The organism is Pseudomonas sp. TH06 (assembly GCF_016651305.1).
GTDB lineage: Bacteria > Pseudomonadota > Gammaproteobacteria > Pseudomonadales > Pseudomonadaceae > Aquipseudomonas.
Map to the genome: position 1 here is coordinate 3,096,694 of NZ_JAEKEC010000001.1, position 16,676 is coordinate 3,113,369.

The 16,676-nt window shown below is 60.0% G+C and carries 18 protein-coding genes; 10 read left to right on the plus strand and 8 right to left on the minus strand.

Going from position 1 to position 16,676, the window contains the following annotated elements; genetic code table 11:
* Nucleotides 1-11: 11 nt before the first annotated feature.
* On the plus strand, nucleotides 12-1,364 hold the full coding sequence (locus tag JFT86_RS13920) for a GntP family permease (protein ID WP_201237109.1): 1,353 nt from the start codon (nucleotides 12-14) through the stop codon (nucleotides 1,362-1,364).
* Nucleotides 1,365-1,537: 173 nt separating this feature from the next.
* Here JFT86_RS13920 and alaC read toward each other — a convergent pair whose 3' ends face one another.
* Nucleotides 1,538-2,755 carry an alanine transaminase gene (gene alaC, locus JFT86_RS13925; RefSeq protein ID WP_201237110.1) on the minus strand — a complete coding sequence of 406 codons (1,218 nt, stop codon included), beginning with the start codon at nucleotides 2,753-2,755 and terminating at the stop codon, nucleotides 1,538-1,540.
* Nucleotides 2,756-2,891: 136 nt separating this feature from the next.
* Between alaC and JFT86_RS13930 the strand changes: the two genes are divergently transcribed.
* The 3 genes from JFT86_RS13930 to JFT86_RS13940 all read left to right on the plus strand — a co-directional run bounded on the left by JFT86_RS13930 (nucleotide 2,892) and on the right by JFT86_RS13940 (nucleotide 4,931).
* Nucleotides 2,892-3,554 carry a LysE family transporter gene (locus tag JFT86_RS13930; RefSeq protein ID WP_201237111.1) on the plus strand — a complete coding sequence of 221 codons (663 nt, stop codon included), beginning with the start codon at nucleotides 2,892-2,894 and terminating at the stop codon, nucleotides 3,552-3,554.
* 67 nt (nucleotides 3,555-3,621) lie between these two features.
* Nucleotides 3,622-4,119 carry a GyrI-like domain-containing protein gene (locus JFT86_RS13935; RefSeq protein WP_201237112.1) on the plus strand — a complete coding sequence of 166 codons (498 nt, stop codon included), beginning with the start codon at nucleotides 3,622-3,624 and terminating at the stop codon, nucleotides 4,117-4,119.
* 323 nt (nucleotides 4,120-4,442) lie between these two features.
* Nucleotides 4,443-4,931: an N-acetyltransferase gene (locus JFT86_RS13940; protein WP_201237113.1), complete on the plus strand. Its 489-nt coding sequence runs from the start codon at nucleotides 4,443-4,445 to the stop codon at nucleotides 4,929-4,931.
* 123 nt (nucleotides 4,932-5,054) lie between these two features.
* Here JFT86_RS13940 and JFT86_RS13945 read toward each other — a convergent pair whose 3' ends face one another.
* A complete protein-coding gene (locus JFT86_RS13945) occupies nucleotides 5,055-5,660 on the minus strand; it encodes a pyridoxamine 5'-phosphate oxidase family protein (protein WP_201237114.1) in 606 nt (201 codons plus the stop codon).
* 18 nt (nucleotides 5,661-5,678) lie between these two features.
* A complete protein-coding gene (locus JFT86_RS13950; protein WP_201237115.1) occupies nucleotides 5,679-6,164 on the minus strand; it encodes a GNAT family N-acetyltransferase in 486 nt (161 codons plus the stop codon).
* Nucleotides 6,165-6,305: 141 nt separating this feature from the next.
* Between JFT86_RS13950 and JFT86_RS13955 the strand changes: the two genes are divergently transcribed.
* From JFT86_RS13955 to JFT86_RS13965, 3 genes are read left to right on the plus strand one after another with little or no spacing between them, the layout of a single operon-like run.
* Nucleotides 6,306-6,731, plus strand: a complete 426-nt coding sequence (locus JFT86_RS13955) for a nuclear transport factor 2 family protein (RefSeq protein WP_201237116.1) — start codon at nucleotides 6,306-6,308, stop codon at nucleotides 6,729-6,731.
* A 40-nt stretch (nucleotides 6,732-6,771) separates the two neighbouring features.
* Nucleotides 6,772-7,116 carry a YciI family protein gene (locus JFT86_RS13960; protein ID WP_008081988.1) on the plus strand — a complete coding sequence of 115 codons (345 nt, stop codon included), beginning with the start codon at nucleotides 6,772-6,774 and terminating at the stop codon, nucleotides 7,114-7,116.
* On the plus strand, nucleotides 7,109-8,356 hold the full coding sequence (locus tag JFT86_RS13965; RefSeq protein ID WP_201237117.1) for an RNA polymerase sigma factor: 1,248 nt from the start codon (nucleotides 7,109-7,111) through the stop codon (nucleotides 8,354-8,356). Before JFT86_RS13960 ends, JFT86_RS13965 begins: the two co-directional genes overlap by 8 nt.
* A gap of 106 nt (nucleotides 8,357-8,462) precedes the next feature.
* Here the strand turns inward: JFT86_RS13965 and JFT86_RS13970 are convergent, their stop codons facing one another.
* Nucleotides 8,463-9,188 (minus strand): SDR family oxidoreductase, encoded by a 726-nt coding sequence (locus tag JFT86_RS13970; protein WP_201237118.1) that lies wholly within the window; start codon nucleotides 9,186-9,188, stop codon nucleotides 8,463-8,465.
* A gap of 111 nt (nucleotides 9,189-9,299) precedes the next feature.
* Here JFT86_RS13970 and JFT86_RS13975 point away from each other — a divergent pair, with 111 nt between their 5' ends.
* The gene (locus JFT86_RS13975) at nucleotides 9,300-10,136 is read left to right on the plus strand and encodes a LysR family transcriptional regulator (protein ID WP_201237119.1); all 837 of its coding nucleotides are present in this window, start codon (nucleotides 9,300-9,302) and stop codon (nucleotides 10,134-10,136) included.
* Between the two features lie 85 nt (nucleotides 10,137-10,221).
* On the opposite strand, the gene JFT86_RS13980 is transcribed toward JFT86_RS13975, so the two are convergent.
* On the minus strand, nucleotides 10,222-11,076 hold the full coding sequence (locus JFT86_RS13980; RefSeq protein WP_201237120.1) for a LysR family transcriptional regulator: 855 nt from the start codon (nucleotides 11,074-11,076) through the stop codon (nucleotides 10,222-10,224).
* Between the two features lie 89 nt (nucleotides 11,077-11,165).
* Here JFT86_RS13980 and JFT86_RS13985 point away from each other — a divergent pair, with 89 nt between their 5' ends.
* The gene (locus tag JFT86_RS13985; protein WP_201237121.1) at nucleotides 11,166-11,606 is read left to right on the plus strand and encodes a multidrug/biocide efflux PACE transporter; all 441 of its coding nucleotides are present in this window, start codon (nucleotides 11,166-11,168) and stop codon (nucleotides 11,604-11,606) included.
* A 164-nt stretch (nucleotides 11,607-11,770) separates the two neighbouring features.
* Here the strand turns inward: JFT86_RS13985 and JFT86_RS13990 are convergent, their stop codons facing one another.
* Nucleotides 11,771-12,529 carry an SDR family oxidoreductase gene (locus JFT86_RS13990; protein ID WP_201237122.1) on the minus strand — a complete coding sequence of 253 codons (759 nt, stop codon included), beginning with the start codon at nucleotides 12,527-12,529 and terminating at the stop codon, nucleotides 11,771-11,773.
* A 121-nt stretch (nucleotides 12,530-12,650) separates the two neighbouring features.
* Between JFT86_RS13990 and JFT86_RS13995 the strand changes: the two genes are divergently transcribed.
* On the plus strand, nucleotides 12,651-13,547 hold the full coding sequence (locus tag JFT86_RS13995) for a LysR family transcriptional regulator (protein WP_201237123.1): 897 nt from the start codon (nucleotides 12,651-12,653) through the stop codon (nucleotides 13,545-13,547).
* Between the two features lie 125 nt (nucleotides 13,548-13,672).
* On the opposite strand, the gene JFT86_RS14000 is transcribed toward JFT86_RS13995, so the two are convergent.
* Together JFT86_RS14000 and JFT86_RS14005 are read right to left on the minus strand one after the other, a co-directional pair.
* Nucleotides 13,673-15,286 carry an inorganic phosphate transporter gene (locus JFT86_RS14000; protein WP_201237124.1) on the minus strand — a complete coding sequence of 538 codons (1,614 nt, stop codon included), beginning with the start codon at nucleotides 15,284-15,286 and terminating at the stop codon, nucleotides 13,673-13,675.
* A 334-nt stretch (nucleotides 15,287-15,620) separates the two neighbouring features.
* A complete protein-coding gene (locus JFT86_RS14005) occupies nucleotides 15,621-16,643 on the minus strand; it encodes a transporter (RefSeq protein ID WP_103304092.1) in 1,023 nt (340 codons plus the stop codon).
* Nucleotides 16,644-16,676 lie beyond the last annotated feature (33 nt).

Consider the following 16,676-nt stretch of genomic DNA (forward strand, 5'->3'; position numbering starts at 1 on the left):
AGACACCCCCAATGTTCGGCATGTCCCATGACGCCTACCTGCTGCTCGATGCAGTAGTGACGGTGATCGGACTCATCATCCTGATCACCAAGTTCAAGATTCACCCTTTCATTTCCCTGACCATCGCCGCCGCGTTCCTCGGCCTGACCTCGGGCATGCCGATCGGCACCATCATCAAGGCGTTCCAGGACGGCTTCGGTGGCGTGCTCGGTTTCGTCGGCATCATCCTCGCGCTGGGCACCATGCTCGGCAAAATGATGGCCGAGTCGGGCGGTGCCGATCAAATCGCGCAGACCCTGATTCGCGCGTTCGGTAAAGACAAAGTCCAGTGGGCGATGATGTTCGCCGCGTTCCTGGTGGGCATCCCGCTGTTCTTCGAAATCGGCTTTGTCCTGCTGATTCCGCTGGTGTTCATCGTTGCCCGCCGCACTGGCGTATCGATCATCAAGATCGGTATCCCGCTGCTCGCCGGCCTGTCCGCCGTGCACGGCCTGGTGCCGCCGCACCCTGGCCCACTGCTGGCCATCGGCGTGTTCGGTGCCGACATCGGCAAGACCATTCTGTACGGTCTGATCGTCGCGCTGCCGACCGCCATCATCGCCGGCCCGATTTTCGGTACGTTCATCGCCAAGCACATTCCCGGTCACCCGAATCAGGAACTGGTCGATCAACTGGCCCGTGAAAACGATTCGGAAAAACTGCCGAGCTTCAGCATCACCCTGATCACCGTGCTGCTGCCGGTGTTCCTGATGCTGCTGAAAACCTTCGCTGACGTGGCGCTGCCGGACGGTCATTTCTTCCGCACCTGGATGGACATGATCGGTCACCCGATCTCGGCACTGCTGCTGGCGTTGCTGTTGTCGCTGTACACCTTCGGTCACAAGCAGGGCATCGGTTCTCAGCAAATGCTCAAGTGGCTGGACGCGAGCCTGGCGCCAACCGCCGCGATCATCCTGATCATCGGTGCCGGCGGTGGCTTCAAGCAGATGCTGGTGACCAGCGGTGTGGGCGACGTGATCGGCCACATGGCGGTCAGCGCGCAGATCTCGCCGATCCTGCTGGCGTGGCTGGTGGCGGCGGTGATTCGTATCGCCACCGGTTCGGCCACCGTCGCGACCATTACTGGCGCAGGCATTGTGGTGCCGGTGGTGGGGATGATTCCGGGCGTCAACCGTGAGCTGCTGGTACTCGCTACCGGTGCCGGTTCGCTGATCCTGTCGCACGTCAACGACGCCGGTTTCTGGCTGGTGAAGCAGTACTTCAACATGACCGTGGCCGAGACGTTCAAGACCTGGACGGCGATGGAAACCATCCTGTCGGTGGTTGCGCTGGGCTTTATCCTGTTGCTGTCGCTGTTCGTTTAAGCGAGCCGCAGGCACAAAAAAACCGCAGCGATGCGGTTTTTTTGTGTCTGGAATCTCAAGGCTAATACATTCCCATGTAGGAGTGAGCCTGCTCGCGATAGCGGTGTGTCAGTGCCATTCACAGTTACTGACACACCGCTATCGCGAGCAGGCTCACTCCTACAGGTTTCGCGTTAGCCGCCAGTTTTTGCGACTAATCCATCCGCCCGGAACATCCCGCGAATGCCGCGTACGGCCTGGCGAATCCGGTCCTGGTTTTCGATCAGCGCAAAACGCACGTGATCATCGCCATACTCACCAAAACCAACTCCCGGCGAGACACAGACCTTGGCTTCGGCCAGCAGCTTCTTGGCAAATTCCAGCGAACCCAGATGCGCATAAGCCTCAGGAATCTTCGCCCAGACATACATCGACGCCTTCGGGTTTTCGACCATCCAGCCCAGCTCATGCAGGCCTTTGACCAACACGTTGCGCCGCTGCCGATACTGCTCGGCAATATCGCGCACGCACTGTTGATCACCTTCCAGCGCAGCAATCGCCGCGACCTGCAGCGGGGTGAACGTGCCGTAGTCGTGGTAGCTCTTGATCCGCGCCAGCGCGTTGACCAGCTCCGGATTGCCGACCATGAAACCGATACGCCAGCCGGCCATGTTGTAGCTCTTGGACAGGGTGAAAAACTCTACCGCGATGTCCTTGGCGCCCGGCACCTGCATGATCGACGGGGCTTTCCAGCCGTCGTAGACGATGTCGGCGTAAGCCAGATCGTGGATCACCAGCACGTCGTACTGCTTGGCGAGGGCAATCACTCGCTCGAAGAAGTCCAGCTCCACGCACTGCGCGGTCGGGTTGGACGGGAAGCCGAGGATCATCATTTTCGGCTTCGGGATCGAGCCGCGAATGGCTCGCTCCAGCTCGGCGAAGAAGTCCACACCGGGCACCAGCGGCACCGAACGCACCTGGGCGCCGGCAATCACCGCACCGTAAATGTGAATCGGATAACTCGGGTTCGGCACCAGCACGGTGTCGCCCTGATCCAGGGTCGCCAGCATCAAATGCGCCAGGCCTTCCTTGGAACCGATGGTGACGATGGCTTCGCTTTCCGGGTCGATGTCGACCGCGTAGCGTTGCTTGTACCAGTTGGAAATCGCCCGGCGCAGGCGTGGAATGCCCTTGGACGTCGAGTAGCCGTGGGTGTCTTCGCGCTGGGCAACTTGTACGAGTTTTTCAACAATGTGCGGCGGCGTGGCCCCGTCGGGGTTGCCCATGCTCAAGTCGATGATGTCTTCACCACGACGCCGCGCGGCCATCTTCAGCTCGGCGGTGATGTTGAAAACGTAAGGGGGGAGTCGATCTATGCGCGCAAAGCGGCGCGGCGAACCTTGTTCAGCCATTGTTGCCTCGGATAACGTAAGCGCCCGGAACCGTCCGAGCGACGCTGGTCACTGCGGTGACCTGTGGGCGAAGATAAGGGCAGTGATGGCAGACTGTCCAGCGTGGACAAGAATAATTTTCCCAAGGAAATGCTTAATGGAATTCACCAGCGGCTTCTTGCTGAGCCTCTCGTTGTGCCTGGATATCGGCGTGGCCAACATCGCAATGATCACGCTGGCGATGCAGCGCGGTTACTTTCAGGGCTTCGCGCTCGGCCTCGGCACCTGCGTTGGTGATCTGATTTATGCCGTGCTGGCGCTGGCCGGGATGACCGTGCTGCTGCAATACGAAAGCGTGCGTTGGGTGTTGTGGATCGGCGGTTCGGCGCTGCTGATCTACTTTGCGGCGAAGATGATTTATTCGGCGATCCATCACGAAGCGCAATTGGCGGCCACGGCCGAAGTGGGGCAGAACTCCCATCGCAAGGAGTTCTTTCGCGGGATCTTCCTGGCGATGTCTTCGCCGAGCGCAATCCTCTGGTTTGCCGCCGTTGGTGGCACGCTGATCGCCCGTTCCGGTGGGGGCGGGCCATTGAGTTCGGCGTTGTTCCTCGGTGGTTTTCTTAGCGCCGGGCTGCTGTGGTCGGCCGGTCTGTGCTTCGCCGCCAGCCACGGTGGCAAGTTGCTGGGTGACAAGCTGTTGCGTTACTCCTACATGGCATCTGCGGCGATCTTCTGCTATTTCGCCGTGTATGTGATCGTATCCGGCTACAACGAGTTTGTCGGGTCCGGTGCCGTCGAGCAGCTGCATTCGCTGTAACCGTGCGAAATGGTTTTGGCTTTCTATACTCCCAGCCGAACCCCTTTTTTGTTCCAGGAGTCGAGTCATGGATGAGCAAAAACGCGTCGAAGTGGCTGAACCTCGCTTCGAACATGGACACTTTCTGCTGATTGCAGGTTTTCGCGGTCGATTTACCCAAGACACTGCAAAAGACATCCCCGCGCTGTGGGAAAAGTTCTTGCCGCATCTGGGAAAGATACAGGGACAAAAAAACGAAGTGACCTACGGGGTCTGCAGCAATTTCGACGGCAAGGGCGGCTTCGATTACATCGCCGGGGTGGAAATCAGCAAGCTCGATGACCTCGACCAGAAGGTGTACCAGTGGGTTGAAGTGCTGCCCCGGCAGTACGCGGTGTTTGAACACAAGGGGCCGCTTGACCAGTTGCCACAGACCTTGCAGTACATCTACAAAACCTGGCTGCCAAGCTCGCACTATGTGGAACTCAACGCCCCGGAGCTGGAACGCTACAGCGCCGATTTCAATCCGAGGTTGCACACCGGCAAGCTGGAAATCTGCGTACCGGTCGACAGCAAAAGAGCCTGAGCACACAACAATGATGCGGATCAATGATCCGCCTCATGCATTCAACCCTGCTTGCCCTTGCCTGTACGTCGCGCCCGCAACAGGTCGATGCCCAGAGTGATAAAGCCGAACGTACTGATGCCCAACACCATCAACAGGCCGATTTCAACGCTGCTCATAAACGGTTCCCCCCACGGGTAATCAGAGACACCCCACAGCAATAGCCGCCCGCGAACCCGAAGAAAAGCGCTTATACGCAGGCTTTACGCTGCCCGTGCGGATCGATATGAACACCTTATTCCTTTATGCTTTCGGCACTTTCTTCTGCTGATTTTCGAGCTGCCATGAACACCGTCATTCGCAACGTCACCGCCGCCGACCTGGATCGCTGCTACGCCATCGAAACCGTTGCCTACGAAGGCGACGAAGCCGCCACCCGCGAAAAGATCGCCACGCGCATTGCCACCTGGCCCGAGGGTTTTGTCGTGGCCGAAGTGGACGGCGTGGTCGCCGGTTTCGTTAACTCGGGCGCGGCGTTTGATGTGCTGATGTCGGACGAGGCATTCAAGGAGTTGATCGGCCACGATCCGGCGGGGCCGAACGTGGTGATCATGTCAGTGGTGGTCCACCCGGATTATCAGGGGCAGGGCTTGGCCAAGCGCTTGATGGGCGAGTTCATCGAGCGTATGCGCGGGATGGACAAGGCGACGATTCATTTGATGTGCAAGGAGAAACATATTCCGCTGTATGCCGGTTTCGGCTTCGCTTACATCAAACCCTCGGAGTCCGACCACGGCGGCATGGCGTGGCACGAGATGATCCTCACTCTCTGAACCGGCACCCATCTCAACCTGTAGGAGTGAGCCTGCTCGCGATAGCGGAGTGTCAGTTACCGTAAATGTCACTGATTGACGGCTATCGCGAGCAGGCTCACTCCTACAGGGGACCGCGTTCAGTCAGTAAAGGTTGTCCAGCACCCGTTTTGGCGCTTCGCGGTCGTAACTGTCCGCGTCGAACTGGCCGTCGTTCAAGCGCTTGTGAAAGGCCCCGGCCGTCGGCAACGCCGAACGCGGTAAATGCGTTTCAGGGTTCCACGCATCCGAGCGCACAAACGCTTTCGAGCAATGAAAGAACGCCGCTTCCACCGTCACCAGCAACACGGTTTTCGCTGGTTTGCCATTCACCGCAAAGCTTTCCAGCAGTTCAGGCTCAGCGCTGATCTGCGCCGTGCCATTGACCCGCAAGGTCTCGCCAATCCCCGGAATGATGAACAGCAGCGACACCCGTGGATCGTGCAGGACATTGCGCAAGGTATCGATGCGGTTGTTGCCCGGGCGATCCGGCAGGGCCAGGGTGCGTTCGTCGATGATCCGCACAAACCCCGGCGCATCGCCACGCGGTGAATTGTCGAGGCCATCGGCGCCGACCGAACTGACCACCACCAAGGGCGAGACGCGCACCATCGCCTGATAGTCGTCGTTGAGAAAGGTGATCTGCTTGCGCACCGCACGTTCGTGGGGCAATCCGTAAATAGCTTCCAGTGCTTCGATTGAGTCGATCATCGTGTTCCCCTCGATGACTTAGAAAAACAGCCCCATGCGCCGTTCGTAACCGATCCGGCCCTTGTACGCTTCGCCGCTATCGACGTAGCCGTGTTTGGCGTACAGCGCGATGGCGGCGTCGTTGTCGGCGTCCACCGACAATTCCAGTCCTTTGATCTCCGGCCACGCCTGACGCGCGACTTCGGGCAATGCTTGCAGACACGCCTTGCCGTAACCCTTGCCCTGGGCGCGATGATCGACCTGCAACGCATGCAATGTGGCGCTGTGTTCGTCGGCCCAGGCGGGCAAGACCGGCGGGCGTTTGAGCAACAGGAACGCCACCGGCACGTCATCGGCCAACAGCGCAAAACCCTTCACGCCCGGGCCGGGTTTCGACAGCAAGGTGTGCAGGGCGCCGTGGATATCGCCGGAAAACTTGATCTGTTCGGGATGGATCTCAATCGCCTCGACTTGCTGACGCTGTAAAGCGTTCAGGCTGTCGTACGGCACGAGTTGGGCTGACACGGGAATTTCCTTTTTCCTACAAAGATGAGCCTCGGATTCTAGCGATTTTGTCTGCGGCGGAAATTTTTTGTTTCGTCTGTCGATCTGTCCATTCACCGAGCGACTAAAGGTGTCTTCACAACAAAAACCACGGAGAACACCATGAGTGCGCAAAGCGATATCCAGACCCTGATCAACACCTACCGCGAAGCCGTCATGACCAAGGACGTCGAGAAAGTCATGGCGCTGTACGCCGACGACATCGTCTCCTTCGATGCGATCAAGGCCCTGCAATTCAAGGGCAAACCGGCCTACCGCGCCCATTGGGTGGCATGCATGGAAATGTGCCCCGGCCCGCACATTTTCGAATTCCACGAAATCGCCATCGAGAGCGCCGACAACATCGCTTTCGCCCACTGGGTGGCCAATTGCGGCGGCACCAATGACAAGGGCGAAACCCAGAGCTGCTGGATGCGCGTCACCGCGTGCTATCGGCAAGTCGCTGGGCAGTGGCGGATCGTCCATGAGCACTGGTCGGCGCCGTTCGATCCGATGAGCGGCGCGACGCTGTTTGATGTGCAACCCTGATCTTCAGCCATAGTTGATCCGTTCGAATCAGGAGAACGCCATGAAATATCTATGCCTGGTCTACAGCGATGAGCGCCTGCTGCATTCCTCGCCCGACAGCCCGGAAGACGCCGAATGCTGGGCTTACGCCGAGTCGATTCAAGGCAGCGGGCGGATGGTTGCCGCCGAAGCGCTTGAGTCGGTGCAGACTGCGACCACCGTGCGCATGCGTAACGGCAAACTGTCGATCACCGACGGTCCGTTCGCTGAAACCAAGGAGCAGTTGGCCGGGTTCTACCTGATCGATGCCAAGGATCTCAACGAAGCGATTCAGGTCGCCGGGAACATTCCGGCGGCCCGGGTCGGCAGCGTTGAAGTGCGTCCCGTGCGGCAGTTGAATGTCTGAGGTCCGGGCGCGGGTCGAGCAGGTCTATCGCGAAGACTCGCGGCGGATCCTGGCGACGCTGATTCGCCTGCTCGGCGATTTCGACTTGGCCGAAGAAGCCTTGCATGAGGCGTTCTTCGTCGCGGTCGAGCGCTGGCAGCGCGACGGCGTGCCCGACAACCCGCGCACCTGGCTGGTGTCCACCGGGCGCTTCAAGGCCATCGATGTGTTGCGCCGACGGGCGCGCTTCAAGGCCTCGCAGCCCTTGCTGTTGGCGCAACTTGAAGAGCTGGAACAGTCCGACTGGAGTGGCGAAGACGTGGAAGACGATCGCCTGCGGCTGATCTTCACCTGTTGTCACCCGGCACTGGCGGCGGATGCGCAAGTGCCGCTGACCTTGCGTGAAGTCTGCGACCTGACCACCGAAGAGATCGCCCGGGCGTTTCTCTCGGCGCCGGCGGCGATTGCCCAGCGCATCGTGCGGGCGAAAGCGAAAATTCGTGACGCGAAAATCCCCTATCAAGTACCGAGCCTGAGCGAACTACCCGAACGTCTCGACAGTGTGTTGCGGGTGATTTATCTGGTGTTCAACGAGGGGTATTCGGCGTCGGTCGGCGCTGAGTTGACCCGCGAAGATCTGACGCGTGAAGCGATCCGGCTGGGGCGTTTGTTGATGGAGTTGCTGCCGGAGCCGGAAGTGATGGGGCTGTTGGCGATGATGCTGCTGCATGAGTCGCGACGGTCGGCGCGCACTTCGCCCAGTGGGGAGCTGGTGCTGCTGGATGATCAGAATCGTGCGCAGTGGGATGCCGATCTGATGGCCGAAGGTTGTGCGCTGGTGGAGCGTGCGCTGACTACGCGGCGGTTTGGGCCGTATTGTTTGCAGGCAGCGATTGCGGCGGTGCATGCCGAGGCGCCGACGGCCGAGGAGACCGATTGGCAGCAGATCGTCGGGCTGTATGACGTGTTGTTGCGGGCGATGCCGTCGCCGGTGATTGAGTTGAACCGTGCGGTGGCGGTGGCCAAACGTGACGGGGCGTTGGCCGGGTTGAATCTGATTGAGGGGATTCTGGATCGCGGCGATTTGCAGGATTACCACCTGGCGCATTCGGCGCGGGCGGAATTCTGTCGGCAGTTGGGCCGGGTGGAGGCGGCGCGATCGGCTTACCTCCGAGCTTTGGCGTTAACCCGACAAGAGCCGGAGCGAAGGTTTATCGAACGTCGATTACACGAACTGAACATCACCGACACCTCCCTGTAGGAGCTGCGGCACGCTGCGATCTTTTGATTGTGATTTTTCAATGCAAAAGCAAGATCAAAAGATCGCAGCGTGCCGCAGCTCCTACAAGGGGAATTCAATCAAAACATCAGGCCTGCTGGCGGGTCGCGGCCATGACGATCTCGCGGATACACACGCCCTGCGGCTGCTCATACGCATAGGCAATCGCCGTCGCCACATCCTCGGCACTCAACACCGTACCGCCCATCTCCTGCTTCCACGCCTGATAACCGGTCTTGATCGTCTCATCAGTGGTGTGGCTCAACAGCTCGGTTTCCACCGCGCCCGGCGCAATCGTGGTCACGCGCACGTTGTGCGGTGCCAGTTCTTCACGCAGGTTTTCCGACAAACCATGCACGGCAAACTTGGTGCCGACATACGCCACATGATTAGGGAAGGTCTTGCGCCCGGCCACCGAGCTGACGTTGATGATCGTCCCGTGTTTACGCTCGACCATCCCGGCCACCACCGCGTGTACACCGTTGAGCAAACCCTTCACATTGACGTCGAGCATCTGCTCCCACTGCGCCGGATCCTGCTCGGTCATCACCCCCAGCAGCATCACGCCAGCGTTGTTGATCAGCGCGTCGGCCGGGCCGAAGCGAGCTTCTGCTTCAGCCACTGCGGCGAGCAGCGCGGTGCGATCGGTGATGTCGACCTGACGGCTGAGGCTGTTCGGCAGCTCCAGCGCTTGCAGGCGTTCAACGCGCCGCGCCAGCAACAACAGCGGGTGACCAGCGGCGCTCAAGCGGCGTGCAGTGGCTTCGCCGATGCCCGAACTGGCCCCGGTAATGATGATCAATGGCTTGCTCATGGTCGAACTCCTGAAATAAGAATTTCAAATGACTGGCGAATGGGGGCAGTATATTTAGCTCTGTGGAGGATGAAAAATGCCTTATTTCTCTGTCAGCTATCGGAATCGTCTATGGATATCCGCCATCTCAAAGCCTTCCTCGCGGTATTCGAAGAACGCAACATCACCGCCGCGGCGCAACGCTTGTTCATCAGTCAGCCAACGCTGTCGGTGACGATCAAACAGTTGGAAGACGAGCTCGGCGCGGCGCTTTTTGTGCGGCAGCCGCGTGGCGTCGAGGTCAGCGCTGAGGCGCGGCTGTTGTACCCGCAGGCGCGACGGATGGTGGCGGAAGCTGAGGCGTTGAGCCGGATGTTTCGTGGCCGGGAAAATCGTGCGCCTCTGACGCTGGGGATCGAGGGCGATGTTGCCGCCAGTCATATCGAAGCGTTCGTGCGCATGGCGCATCAGGCGTTGCCAAATTTGCTGCTGACGCTGGAGGAGGGCTGTAGCGGTGACGGTCGCCTGGCGGTCGAAGAGATGTGCTGCGAGGACGAACTGTTTCTGCCGCTGTGGGAAGAACCGTATGTGCTGGCGCTGCCACTGGAACATCCGATGGCTTCGGCGCAGGCCGGTTGGGCGCCGATTGAGGACTGGATCACCTGCCCGCAACATCCATCGCATCAACGCTTGATGGCGTTGTATGGACGCTCGCCGGAAGCGGTGGCGGGGCATGCCGGGTCGTTGCACCAGGCATTGCACATGGTTGCGGCAGGAGTTGGCGTGGCAATGTTGCCGCAGTCGCTGGTGAACGGGCATCCGCGAGTGGCGGTGCGCGCTCTGCATCTGCCGGCGCCGACCCGGCGGGTGGGCTTGTGTTATGCGGCGCAGGCGCTGGAATTGCCGGCGATGCGTGGGTTGCATGAGTATTTTCAGGTGAACCGGCCGGCAGCGATCGAAGCGGCTTGAAGATCAAAAGATCGCGGCGTGCCGCAGCTCCTACAGGTGAACGCATTCCAATTGTAGGAGCTGCGGCACGCTGCGATCTTTTGATCTACTCCAGCATCTTGCTCAGCAACCAACTCCCCGCCGGCCCCGGCGGATACAGCCGCGACCACAGCGCATCGACAAACACCGGTTTCGGCCAGCCGCGCACGTTCAGTTCCACCAGCGTGTCATTGCCGAAACGCCCCACCAGCCAACGCGGCAGCGGTGCCCAGCCGAAGCCCATTTCGGCCATTTCCATCAGCATCAGGTAGCTCGGCGCCGACCACACACGGCCTTTTGCGCGACTGTCGTATGGATTGACGATCGTCGCCAGGCGCAGCTCGCGATGCTGTTCCAAAAGGGCATGATCGATGTTTTTCAGCGTTGTCAGTGGATGCTCACGACTGACGAACAAGGCGATATCGGTGCGTTCGGCGACCGTCGAAGTCACCAGATCCGGCGGGTAATGCTCCTGCATTTCGGCAAAGGCCAGATGCGCTCGGCCGCGCTGGACCAGTTCGATCAAGTCATCACATTCGGCAATCAGGCATTCCAGCTCCAGATCCGGATAACGCTGCTCGAACTCGACCAGCGCCGCTTCGAAACGCGCCGATTGATAGGTGTCGGACAGCGCCACGGTCAGTTTCGGTTCAACGCCTTGGGACAATTGCCGCGCAGTCATTTCCAGACGGCTGTTGGCTGCCAGAATCGCCTCGGCCCGTTGCAGCATGACGTGGCCGGCGGGGGTGAGGGTCGGTTTGCGGCTGCTGCGGTCGAACAGCACCAGGTCCAGATCGATTTCCAGACTCGCCACTGCCGCACTGATGGTCGACTGACTGCGTCCCAGCTTGCGCGCTGCCGCGGAAAACGAACCCTGCGTTGCCGCTTGGACAAACGCCAACAGCACTTCTTGCGATGCCATGAACTATCGCCTTGATCGATGGTTATTGGTTATGAAGTATCGGTGTGAGGATGGATCATGGCAACCATCTTCACTCAAGGAGTCAGGTCATGACGGCCAACAAGTCCATCACTGAACGTATCTTCCAGGCCATCGGTTTCGAACTGCTGGCGATCATTATCTGTACGCCGCTGCTGGCGTGGATCATGCAAAAACCGCTACTCGATATGGGCGCGGTCACGGTGTTGATCGCCATGTTGGCGCTGGCCTGGAACGTGGTGTTCAACCGCTTCTTCGACCGCATGCTTGAGCGCATGAACATCGCGCACAACGGCTGGGTGCGGGTGGTGCACGCGTTGTTGTTCGAGGGTGGTTTGATCGTGATGGGCGTGCCGCTGATTGCGTGGTGGCTGTCGGTCAGTCTGTGGCAGGCGTTCTTGCTCGACATTGGCGTGTTGCTGTTCTTCCTTCCGTACACGTACGTGTATCACTGGGGCTATGACGTGCTGCGTGAACGCTTCATGACCCGCCACATCTGTGAGGGCCAATAAAAACTGTGGTGAATATAAAACCTGTGGCGAGGGGATTTATCCCCGATGGGGCGCGCAGCGGACCTTCTTTTGATCCAGAAAAGAGGGGCCTGCTGCGCAGTCCATCGGGGATAAATCCCCTCGCCACAAAGGCTCTCACCAACAGATTTTTAGTGAGTTGGGGGTTAGAGAAACATCCCGCCGGATGCCTCAACCCGCTGCCCGTTGATCCACTGCGCCCCCGGCGACAGCAGCAGCGACAGCGCGCCACCAATGTCATCCGGCTGGCCGGCACGACCCAGCGCGGTGTTTTCGGCAACCATCGCATTGACTGCCGCGTTGTCGCGGACCGTGCCGCCGCCGAAGTCGGTTTCAATGGCGCCCGGCGCCAGGGTATTCACGGTGATCTGCCGTGAGCCCAGCTCTTTGGCCTGATAACGGGTCAGGACTTCAATCGCACCTTTCATCGCCGCATAAGCACTGGCGCCCGGAATGCTGAAACGCGCGAGACCGCTGGAGACGTTGATGATCCGCCCGCCATCATTAATCAGTGGCAGCAGTTGCTGAGTGAGGAAGAACGGCCCTTTGAAATGCACGTTCATCAGCATGTCGAATTGCTCAACGGTGGTCTCGGCGAAACTGACATGCAGACCGACCCCGGCGTTGTTGACCAGAAAATCGAAACGCTGGCGCTCGAAGGTTTGTTGCAGCGCCTGCTCAACCTGCGCGCCGAACGCGGCAAAGGTTTCACTGCGGCCGACATCCAGTTGCAGCATCACGGCTTTGGCGCCGAGTTTTTCCAGCTCTTTGACCAGTGCCTGCGCTTCGTCGGCGCGGCTGTTGTAAGTGCCGATGATGTCCACGCCCTGAGCGGCGAGGTGCAATGCTGCGTTCTTGCCCAAGCCACGGCTGGCGCCGGTGATCAATGCGATTTTGCGGTCCATGTGAAGTCCTCGATGGGTGGTGAGTGGTGATGGAGCAAAGTTTATTTATCCGCCCTGAGGTGATAAACAGAGCGAAACCGAAATCACTGGTCGGATCAGTCGAACAATCATCGAGTGGCTCATGAACAAACTGGAATTGCTGCGCACCTTCGTCCGGGTCAGCGAGTTATCGAGTTTTACTCTCGCCGGGGAAAACCTCGGCCTGCCGCGTTCTACGGTGTCCGAGCATGTGCAGGCGCTGGAAGCCCTGCTCGGTACACGATTGCTGCAACGCACCACGCGCAAGGTGCAAGCGACGCAGGATGGCCTGGTGCTGTACGAACGCAGCAAGGATCTGCTCTCCCACATGGACGAAATCGAAGGCTTGTTTCGTCAGGATGAAGCCTCGCTGACCGGGCGCATTCGGGTCGATATGCCGAATATTCTGGCGCGGCGGCTGGTCATGCCGCGGCTGCCCGAGTTCATGGATCGCCATCCCAACCTGGAACTGGAAATCAGCAGCACCGACCGTCGCGTCGACCTGCTGAGCGAGGGCTTCGATTGTGTGGTGCGGATTGGCGCACAACCGGATCAATCCGTGGTGGCGCGGCACTTGGGCGATTTCCCGATGATCAACTGCGCCAGCCCCGCCTACCTCGCGCGCTACGGCGTGCCGCAGACGCTGGAAGACTTGGCGCAGCACCGATTGGTGCATTACGTCGGTGTGTTGGGTTCGCGTTCGGAAGGGTTTGTGTATGAGCAGGACGGTCAGGTGAAACGCTTGCCGATGGCCGGCAGCGTCACGGTCAACAGCACCGATGCCTATGAGTCGGCGTGTTTGGGTGGTTTCGGTCTGACGCAGGTGCCGCGCACCGGCATGCAGCCGCATCTGGAAAACGGCGAACTGGTCACCGTGCTGCCGCAATTCACCGCGCCGGCGATGGGGATTTCACTGCTGTATGCGCGGCAGCGGCACTTGCCACTGCGGGTGCGGGTGTTCATGGACTGGCTCGGCGATCTGATTCGCTCCGCGCTCTAAACCTGATCACCGTTCAAAACTGTAGGAGTGAGCCTGCTCGCGATTGCGGTGTGTCAGTTTAATCAATGTCGACTGATACACCGCTATCGCGAGCAGGCTCACTCCTACAGGGGAGTTGTGAAGGGTCAGAAGATTTGGGTGAACAACCAGTAGAGGCTGCCCGACAGCAGGATCGCCGCCGGCAACGTCAGCACCCAGGCCATCAGCAAATTGCGGATGGTCTTCATCTGCAAACCGCCGCCATTGGCAACCATGGTCCCGGCCACGCCCGAGGACAGCACATGGGTGGTCGACACCGGCAAACCAAACATGTCGGCGGCGCCGATGGTCAGCATCGCCACGGTTTCCGCCGACGCACCTTGCGCGTAAGTCAGGTGGGTCTTGCCGATCTTCTCGCCCACCGTTACCACAATCCGCTTCCAGCCAACCATGGTGCCCAGCCCCAGGGCGATGGCCACGGCGATCTTCACCCACAGCGGAATGAAGCGCGTGGCGTTGTCGATCTGCTGCTTGAACAGTTGCAGTTTGCTGCTGGTGTCAGCGTCGAAGTTGCCGACCTTGTTCTTGTCCATCAGGCGAATGCTTTCGCTGGCCAGGTACATGTCGTTGCGCACGTTGCCCATGGCTTCCGCCGGGACTTTCGCCAGCGAGCCGTAGCCTTTGACTTCTTCGCCGATGTGCCCGGTAAGGGAGGCGAGGGCGGGGATCAACTGCGGTGTGGCTTCCTTGCTGCGCACGTAATCGGAGAGCACGGCGCGTGGATCGGCCGGTGTCGGCAGCGGGGCACTTTTCACCAGTGCTTGTTGGGTTACTTGCGCGACGGCGGCGAACTGCAGCGATTGTTCTTCGGGCATGGTGCGGTTCAGCGCGTAGGCCATTGGCAAGGTGCCGACCAGAATCAGCATGATCAGGCCCATGCCTTTCTGGCCGTCATTGGAACCGTGGGCGAAGGACACACCGGTGCAGGTGAGGATCAGCAAACCGCGAATCCACCACGGTGGCGGCGCGTTGCCTTCCGGTGCCTTGTACAGCGAACGATTCTTCACGAAGGCGCGCAACGCCAGCAGCAACAGCGCGGCGCAACCGAACCCCACCAGTGGCGACAGCAGCAGCGCGTAACCGATCTTGGTTGCCTGCGCCCAATCGACCCCGCTGGTGCCGTCGCGCCCGTGCATCAAGGCATTGGCCACGCCGACGCCGATGATCGAACCGATCAGCGTGTGCGATGACGAGGCCGGCAAGCCCAGCCACCAAGTGCCGAGGTTCCACAGAATCGCGGCGATCAGCAGGGCGAAAATCATCGCGAAACCGGCGGACGAACCGACCTGCAGAATCAGCTCGACCGGTAACAAAGCGATGATGCCGAACGCCACCGCGCCGCTCGACAGCAGCACCCCGAGGAAGTTGAAGAACCCCGACCAGACCACCGCGACATTTGGCGGCAGCGAGTGGGTGTAAATCACCGTGGCCACGGCGTTGGCGGTGTCGTGGAAACCGTTGACGAACTCGAAACCCAGCGCAATCAACAGCGCCACGCCGAGCAGCAGGAACGGCGTCCAGGTGGTGACCACCGTGCCCAGCTCGTGCATGTCGTGCATCAGGCTGTAGGCGGTGAACAGCATCCCCATGGCCAGTACCGCGAAAAAGATCACGTAGGTGAAGGGGCCGGTTTTCTTGTCCAGTGCCGGCCTGCCGCTGGGGGCGGACGCCTGGCGGGTGGTCAGGGAAGGAGTAGCCATGAGCGGACAATCCTGAGCGAGGGAAGGAGTGTCGCCCATGATCGTTGCAGAATGTTACAGAGAGACTGCGTCAGGTCAGTGTTTGGATGAATAGCCTGACCATTGATCTAAAGGGAAATGAAAGAACGGGAGCAATGACTACTGTGGCGAGGGGATTTATCCCCGATGGGTTGCGAAGCAGCCCCAAAAACCATTCACCTCGGTGTATCTGCTCAACCGCGTTCACCGGATTTACGACTGCTGCGCAGCCGAACGGGGATAAATCCCCTCGCCACAGGATCTCTGTCACCAAGATAGATCTCTGTCACCCCAATGGATCTGCGGTGGGCAAGGGTCAGTAATCGCCTCTTTTGCGGAAGGCCCAGCGCCCGGCAATCACCGTGAACGTCGCCACCAGCGCGACCAATATCCAGAACCCTTCCGGATCCTGCGACAGCGGCACGCCGCCCACATTCATCCCGAAAAAACCGGCAATGATGTTGATCGGCAGCGCCAGCACCGTGACCACGGTCAGGGTGAACAGGGTGCGGTTGCTCTGTTCGTTGAGGTTGGCGGCGATCTCTTCCTGGAGCAGTTTGATCCGCTCGCCGAGGGCGGTGAGGTCGTTGATGATCAGCGCAAACTCCTCGGTGGATTTGCGCAACTCCTTGACGTCCTCCTTCTGCAACCACGGCGGCGGGCGATTGAGCAGCCGCAGCAAGGAACCCGGCTCCAGCGCCAGCAGCCGCTGCAAGCGCACCAGCACCCGGCGGTTGGCGCCGAGTTCGGCGCGGTTGGTCGACAGCCGTGAGGAGAGCAACTCGTCCTCGACCTGATCGACACTCATGCTGGTCTTGCGCACGATTTGCGTCAGCACTTCGCCCTGATCGCGCAGCAGGTGCACCAGCAGTTCCGACGGCGAACGAAAGCGCTCGCCGGCCTTCACCGACGAGCGCAGTTTGTCCACCGAGTGCAGCGGTTGCAGGCGCGCACTGACGATCAACTTGCTGCGCACGCAGACCCACAGCGTCGAGACATCCGAGGAGACCATGCTGCTGAGGTTGAACACCACGTCGTTGACCACCGCCAGCAGCGCCGAATCGACATGCTCGATGCGCGTCGAGCGCGAACCTTCGTGCAGCGCCTCGAAAAACTCTTCGGGCAATTGCAGATGACTTTTCATCCAGCGCTCACAGGCCGCGTGCGCCAGGTTCAGGTGCAGCCAGAGGAATTCGCCGCTGTCGCTGTCGTCTTGCAAACAGCGCAAAGCGGTCGCCGAATCGACTTCGCGGCCACGTTCACCGGGCAGGAAACGGAAACCGTAGAGCAAACCAAACAGGTCAGGATCGCGATGGCTGGTATCGAGGCTGTGGTTCATGAAGGCTCGCTGCGAAGAGGGCGCGTGTGTCGC

Coding starts and splice junctions, on each gene's coding strand:
- JFT86_RS13920 (WP_201237109.1), top strand. CDS start 12: ATGTTCGGCATGTCCCATGACGCCTACCTGCTGCTCGATGCAGTAGTG.
- alaC (WP_201237110.1), bottom strand. CDS start 2,755: ATGGCTGAACAAGGTTCGCCGCGCCGCTTTGCGCGCATAGATCGACTC.
- JFT86_RS13930 (WP_201237111.1), top strand. CDS start 2,892: ATGGAATTCACCAGCGGCTTCTTGCTGAGCCTCTCGTTGTGCCTGGAT.
- JFT86_RS13935 (WP_201237112.1), top strand. CDS start 3,622: ATGGATGAGCAAAAACGCGTCGAAGTGGCTGAACCTCGCTTCGAACAT.
- JFT86_RS13940 (WP_201237113.1), top strand. CDS start 4,443: ATGAACACCGTCATTCGCAACGTCACCGCCGCCGACCTGGATCGCTGC.
- JFT86_RS13945 (WP_201237114.1), bottom strand. CDS start 5,660: ATGATCGACTCAATCGAAGCACTGGAAGCTATTTACGGATTGCCCCAC.
- JFT86_RS13955 (WP_201237116.1), top strand. CDS start 6,306: ATGAGTGCGCAAAGCGATATCCAGACCCTGATCAACACCTACCGCGAA.
- JFT86_RS13960 (WP_008081988.1), top strand. CDS start 6,772: ATGAAATATCTATGCCTGGTCTACAGCGATGAGCGCCTGCTGCATTCC.
- JFT86_RS13965 (WP_201237117.1), top strand. CDS start 7,109: ATGTCTGAGGTCCGGGCGCGGGTCGAGCAGGTCTATCGCGAAGACTCG.
- JFT86_RS13970 (WP_201237118.1), bottom strand. CDS start 9,188: ATGAGCAAGCCATTGATCATCATTACCGGGGCCAGTTCGGGCATCGGC.
- JFT86_RS13975 (WP_201237119.1), top strand. CDS start 9,300: ATGGATATCCGCCATCTCAAAGCCTTCCTCGCGGTATTCGAAGAACGC.
- JFT86_RS13980 (WP_201237120.1), bottom strand. CDS start 11,076: ATGGCATCGCAAGAAGTGCTGTTGGCGTTTGTCCAAGCGGCAACGCAG.
- JFT86_RS13985 (WP_201237121.1), top strand. CDS start 11,166: ATGACGGCCAACAAGTCCATCACTGAACGTATCTTCCAGGCCATCGGT.
- JFT86_RS13990 (WP_201237122.1), bottom strand. CDS start 12,529: ATGGACCGCAAAATCGCATTGATCACCGGCGCCAGCCGTGGCTTGGGC.
- JFT86_RS13995 (WP_201237123.1), top strand. CDS start 12,651: ATGAACAAACTGGAATTGCTGCGCACCTTCGTCCGGGTCAGCGAGTTA.
- JFT86_RS14000 (WP_201237124.1), bottom strand. CDS start 15,286: ATGGCTACTCCTTCCCTGACCACCCGCCAGGCGTCCGCCCCCAGCGGC.
- JFT86_RS14005 (WP_103304092.1), bottom strand. CDS start 16,643: ATGAACCACAGCCTCGATACCAGCCATCGCGATCCTGACCTGTTTGGT.